The organism is uncultured Gimesia sp., from assembly GCF_937919775.1.
Lineage (GTDB): Bacteria > Planctomycetota > Planctomycetia > Planctomycetales > Planctomycetaceae > Gimesia.
This window is the reverse complement of record NZ_CALFPF010000752.1, coordinates 1-6,020: the sequence shown is the minus strand read 5'-3', so window position 1 is coordinate 6,020 and position 6,020 is coordinate 1. Positions and strand designations below refer to the sequence as shown.

The 6,020-nt window shown below is 50.7% G+C and carries 5 protein-coding genes; 1 reads left to right on the top strand and 4 read right to left on the bottom strand.

The window, feature by feature from the left end; translation table 11 throughout:
• Nucleotides 1-751 precede the first annotated feature (751 nt).
• Entirely contained in the window at nt 752-2,992 is a 2,241-nt protein-coding gene (locus Q0294_RS21335; RefSeq protein WP_299469485.1) for a sialate O-acetylesterase, read from the bottom strand.
• A 557-nt stretch (nt 2,993-3,549) separates the two neighbouring features.
• On the opposite strand from Q0294_RS21335, the gene Q0294_RS21330 reads away from it, so the two are divergent.
• Nucleotides 3,550-3,828 (top strand): hypothetical protein, encoded by a 279-nt coding sequence (locus Q0294_RS21330; RefSeq protein WP_299469483.1) that lies wholly within the window; start codon nt 3,550-3,552, stop codon nt 3,826-3,828.
• Between the two features lie 88 nt (nt 3,829-3,916).
• On the opposite strand, the gene Q0294_RS21325 is transcribed toward Q0294_RS21330, so the two are convergent.
• From Q0294_RS21325 to Q0294_RS21315, 3 genes are all read right to left on the bottom strand, one after another.
• On the bottom strand, nt 3,917-4,630 hold the full coding sequence (locus tag Q0294_RS21325; RefSeq protein ID WP_299469481.1) for a methyltransferase: 714 nt from the start codon (nt 4,628-4,630) through the stop codon (nt 3,917-3,919).
• Nucleotides 4,631-4,732: 102 nt separating this feature from the next.
• Nucleotides 4,733-4,921, bottom strand: coding sequence for a YqaE/Pmp3 family membrane protein (locus Q0294_RS21320; protein ID WP_299469479.1), 189 nt, complete (start codon nt 4,919-4,921; stop codon nt 4,733-4,735).
• 409 nt (nt 4,922-5,330) lie between these two features.
• Nucleotides 5,331-5,966: a hypothetical protein gene (locus Q0294_RS21315; protein WP_299469477.1), complete on the bottom strand. Its 636-nt coding sequence runs from the start codon at nt 5,964-5,966 to the stop codon at nt 5,331-5,333.
• Nucleotides 5,967-6,020: the final 54 nt, after the last annotated feature.

The window sequence follows — 6,020 nt, the reverse complement described above, 5'->3', positions numbered from 1 at the left end:
CCTTAATACTTAAATTCTATAAGTAAGGATCTCTTAAACAAATCAGAAATAGCGCTTTCTCATTATACACATATTTTCAGTGACTTCTAGTGGAAGTTTTCTGAATCGGGAAAGCGGATTACATCATCAGATAGTCTAAAATCGATTCAAAGGCCTTTTGAGTTCCGTTCTTAAAAGTTTTAAAAATGCGCTCTCTGGTATTACTGTTTGTTTATCGATTTTGTCAGTGGGCTCTATTTTGGTCTGATTCCTTTTTGATAAATTCAATTCAAGATCAATTCCAAATCTGTGATTTGCCTCTATTTTTGTAGCCAAATAGGGCAGATTGCCAAATGTGATATCATGCTGGGACAAAAGGGCCATGATTATTTTCTTTCCCGCATCGAGTTGTGTTTTGTAATCTGGAAGAATCTCAGAACTTACTCAGGGAAGATGTTTCGAAGTGGATGCAGAACGTATCGTCCCGCTTTCAAATTCGCATGATGGAATATAAATCGAACATCAAAATCGAGACTTCTCGACACAGGGGCGCGCTCTTGGTGTGACAATAAGTCACACCAAGAGCCGCGGATTTCGACTCAGTCCGGCTTGCGATCAAATGGAAAAAATTGTTTCAAATCCAAATATTAATGGTCCCTGTCGCGGATGACACTTTGGAGAGCGTACAAGGGGCCACATTATTGAGACCAGACACCTTTACGGTCCTGTCAGGACGGGTCTTTTTTTCCAGAGATGCGTCGCAACCGCTCGCTCATTCAGGTCGCACGAGCACGCGGAGTCGTTTGAGTTCGTACTGTGATGCGTTGGCGGTGAATGTCCAGTCGCGGGTTTTGCCGGTGCTGTTGCCGATGCCGATGTCTGCTGCGGGGCCGCCTTTCCACTGGTTAATGGCGAAAATCGTCTGCTTCGCTTCGTAGTTGTGGACCTGCATGCAGCCATATCCATCGCTGGGCTCTGCAGGTTCGTCGCCGAAGTCCCAGAGCGCGGCGCTGGCGTTAGGGACGCTCATCGAATTGGTGGGGCCGTAATTGCTCGGCCAGAATTCAATGTTGCCACCGGGGAGGCCTTTGCCCGTAGCGATGCCAGCGGCATTGGAGACCACGTTTAAATTGGCGACCTTCTGCTGAAAGCTGGCTTTGCTGCCGACCGTTGGCACAGCGATTTTTGTGATATCGTCGGTGAAGGCATCCATCGAAACATACACGAATTGCGTTTCCTCGCCGATTTTCTGCAGCTCCAGAAAGTAGGCGATCCGGTCGAAGGGATTCGAAAACCCCTTGCTCACATCGACACTGTAATTGATCTGACCACCCAGATTTTTCAAATCGAGATCATAGATCAGTTTGAATTCTTTGGCTTCGTCGACTTTCAAGGACATCCAGTCGCGATCAGGCACTTCGCCCGCGCGGAACGGAACGGCCGGTAAACCTTCTTTGTTGGCCAGATTCGGCTCGGCCAGTTTGTGCCAGGCGAACCGCATCGCTGCTGCTTCTTTGACTTTGGGCGAGGAGAGAATTACCGAGTCGCCATCGATGACCGCTTCGGCCGGCACGAAGTCGGTATCCGTGCCGATGATTTCGAACCAGGTGAGCGGCTTGTCATCGCGCGACACCAGCCCGCTGCCGACGTGATCGAAGGTTACACGCAACTTGGCGCCCTCTTTCGTCAGCGATTTAAAAACCGGACCGGAATAAACCAGGTCTTTCTGGCCGTAAGTTTTTGCCAGCGCGATCAGCGCCAGACGATCGCCGACATCCTGTTTGTTTTTCGGATGAATGTCTTTCAGGTTACCGATATCGTGAATGACCACCTGCCCGGTGTTCGGAATCTCCAGCGACTTGTTTTGCGCTTCCCAGAACACAGGCAGGATGCTGGGCGATTCGCTGCCGTACTGGAACGGGGCGATCTGCACGTAGAGAAAAGGGAATTCGCCCTGATTCCAGACTTCGCGCCAACCGCCGACGAGTGCTTTCATTTTGTCGTAGTAGAGCATGCCCTCGCCGTGATTCGATTCTCCCTGATACCAGATGGCGCCCCGCATCGCGAATGGAACGAGGGGATGAATCATGCCGTTATAAAGTGTGGTCGGCGAGCCGTGACTCGTCAGTGGTTGAATCGCGGCGGGATAAGCGGGGGGAGGCGTCAACGGAGTCTCCGCCTTGAGTGCGGCATCCGCTTGCGCGGCCCAGACTTCCAGGCTTTTGAGATAAGCACTCAATGTCGTTTTGTAAGCAGCGTTCGCCGGGTTGGTCAGTTCCACCTGTTTGAAGAGATCGGCCAACGCGGGTTCCTGCGCAAAACCGCAGGGGGGCGTCCAGGGTTCAATACGGGTGCCTCCCCAGGAAGAGTTGATCAGACCGATCGGGACATCAAGTTCCTTGTGTAACTTGCGACCGAAAAAGTAGCCGGCCGCTGTGAATCCGCCTACGGTGTCGGGCGAACAGACGGCCCATGTGGCTTCGACATCATTCTGCGGGAAACCGCTGGGGATTTTCGGGATTTTGATGTGACGAATCTTCGGAAAACTGGCGGCCGCTTTTTCGTTTTCGAAGTCATTGCTGCTGGCAACCGTCCATTCCATATTCGACTGGCCCGAACAGAGCCAGACTTCGCCGATCAGCACATCCGTCAGCGTGAGCGTGTTCTTGCCTTTGGCGGTGAGTGTGACCGGATCGCCGATCTGCTGTGCGGGAAGTTTCACTGTCCACTTCCCCTGGTCGTCAGCGACGGTGGAAATGCTCGTGCCGCCGAGAGTCACAGAGACCTCTTCACCCGGATCAGCCCAGCCCCAGACAGGAATCGGCTGATCACGTTGCAGGACCATGTGATCCCCAAAGATCCGCGGCAGACGGACATCCGCCCGGGTTTTTGTGGTCACGCAGAACAGAGTAAGGCAGATTACAGTCAGGAGAGAGGCGCGTTTCAGTTTCATAATCTTCTCTTTAATTACAGGAATTCGTGGCCCGCCGGCAGGATGTCCGTCAAGAGGCATGTTCATTATCCTATCTGAAATGATTCCCAAGTAACGCGCACGATGCAAGGAAAACCAGGGATATCCGAAAAGATATTTTGACACACTTTTTCCATTGGGGGAACAGGCATCACGACAGACCTGGCCCGGCGAAGTGCGCAGCACAATGCGGGAACTGTTTCACGCGATACCCGCTGTTTTGCATTGAAACGGGAGCCGGCGATGAAAGCGCTGTTACGAATGAAAAAAAGTGTCCGCGACGAAAGGCACTGCCGGTTGTGGTGTAAAGGTTTACCTTCGTACGACATCCCTTTGTTCGTTTCCGTAATGGAAAGAAAAAGGGATCAGCCCCTCAGAATCAGCTCACTTCTATTACGTGCGAATTGGATTGACAGCCACGTTTCGGTCGTTAATTTATGAGGTTACAATAATTCGTACGCCACGTGTCGGTCTGCAATCCAGCCGCCAGCAAGTGAGTACACGGATCAGTCGATCAACAAGTCAGGCCACACAACCATCGCGATCCACGGACACCTGATGCCGATTTCCTCACCCGGACCCGCTACTTTGGAGACACCGTGATTTACGTTTTCTGGGCGCTTGCCGTGCCCACCGGCGCCTGTTCTGCGCTCCTGATCCTGATGTCTCTTGCCGGACAAAGCTTGAGTTCCGCCACCCCGGTCTGGCTTACGCTGCTTGCGTCGCTGGGCGTTTTTGCCTTGCTGGTCTGGGCCTTCCGCGTCGCCAGAAAAAGCGGGCGGCCTGGTGCCGCATGCGGAATGGTTTTTCTCTCCTGGGTCCTGTTTGCCGTCATCATGATTGCCAATGGCCTGGCTCATCAAAATGGCTGGCAATGAATTTTTCTGTCAGAGATAAAATTGTCAGGAACCTTTTATCTCCATTTGAATTAAAACCGCGAGACCAGAATACTATGCCACTCCCCGACTACTTCCGTTTAAAACACAGGAAGTAGTTTTCCTGAAAAGCGGGGATCTTCACTTCTTCCACAAATTCGAAGCCGGCCTGCTCAATTTCTTTGCGGAATGTTTCTTTCCCGGCCCGGACATGGTTCAACGTCCAGTCCCGGGACGTTCCGGGGATGCGTTCAAAATCAATCAGCACCAGTTTTCCGCCGGGAACCATCGCCTTGTGAATGGAAGCCAGCGAAGCGGCGGGGTACTCGAAATGGTGGTAGACATCGCAAATAAAGGCCACATCAATTGAGCCGGGCGCGAGGCGAATGTCGTCCTGCCCGCAGAGTACCGGCGTGACATTGTTCAGATTGAGAATATCCGCCATTTTCGCAATGCGTTCTACGAACTTGGGAGCGATATCCAGCGCATACACCCAGCCTTTATTGCCAACCGCCTCCGAAAACGGTTCGACAAACAAGCCTGTGCCGGTGCCAATATCGGCGATGCGGTTGCCCGGAGCGAGTTTCAGTTGCTTGAGAATCTGTTCTTTCGCACGGAAGACTTCGCGACTCTCGACTTCGAAACGATTGATCCATTCCTCAATATTCAGATCGGGATCGAGGAACGGCTTGTTGATTCCGGGCTTCACACTTTTGAGAGGCGCCGCAGGTGCCGCTTCCTGCCCCATGACAGGGGAGAAGTTTAAAGAAATGGCAGCAATCAGGGTAAACAACAGAATTCGCATCGTACATTCCTTAAAAACAGGCATCGCAGCCAGATGACCGCATCATTCCGCATGGAAAATTATTAGAGTCTCTGACTGTGAAACAGTCCAGAGGCATTTTGATTATTTCTTGATCACCACCCACAGCCCATGGACGAGACCTGGTATATACGCGCATAAGGTCAATCCAATATTCAACCAGAAGTGCATGGTCATGCCCACCTGGAGAAAAACCGCAACGGGGGGCATCAGGATGGCGATGATAATCCGCACTGCCAGGGGAATGGAAGAAGCTGCTTGAGTATTCGACATTGAACTGGTCCTTAAATAATAAGTTGTCAGTAAGTCAAAAAGGTGTCCGGAACAGAAAAATGGACCTGACACCACTTAACCCTTTACGGCTGGGTAAGTTTTCATCCTCTCTGCCGTCGCCGACCATTTCGGCTTCTGGGGCCGTTTTCAACACTTCGTTGACGACACGCGACTGCAGCTCTGGTTCTCCCGTTTGCCTGGACCGCTACGATCCTGGAAGTCCTGCTGGCCCTCGGCCTGCTCATCGGCTTTCAGTTACATTATATCGCATTCGCCAGCAGCCTGTTACTCTTCACCTTCGCCCTCAGTATGACCTTTGGCACCGGCCCCGAAGGACAATCGTATAAACATAAACTGTTACACCACAGCTGGTAGTGCCATTTGTCGCTGACACTTTTTTTGTTCTCCATCATGTCATTTGTATAAGCTCACCCGGAAGAAGAGGTGGAATGGCTGCTATTTGCAATTGATGGGAAATAGCAAGATTCGCCATCCCAATCCCCCAGACACATAAAATTTGATCGGCCGTGTTTGCAAATATTCTGTTCGCTTTTGTCTGTCTTAAGTGACCACGTATGATCGATTGAAATCCTTCATTTGCCAGGAGGGAATTCTTCTCAAGAATCCCCTGAAACACTTGGGCATATCCAGCGAAATCTCTCATCTTATATTTTTCGCATGCGACAACCAGCTTCGGGAGCCACCTTTCCATCTCATTTAATTCATTGAGTACAAAAGCTCTTAAAGTATATCCCATGACATAGTCAAAAGGGTGATCATATTTTCGCTCCAAGACCTCGCGCCCACCCATATTCAGCGCGAGTCGTTTAGCAACGTCCCTGTTATTTGCTGCTAAAGCGTTGAATAATGATTTATACGACAACATGGAAACATACGAGTCATCTATTGCTTCACCTTTTTCATACCTGAGGAAAAGACTGTTACGCAATTCTGCGGCTTCAGACAGCTGGCTTTTAAATGATTCCACGTCGTGCTTTAAATAATAATCTGCAATGGCAAAAAAACGGAGGTCAAGTGCGAGCATACTAGAAGCTGTCTCATAACGTCAAAAAAAGTGAACTGTTTGGCGTGATCTTTG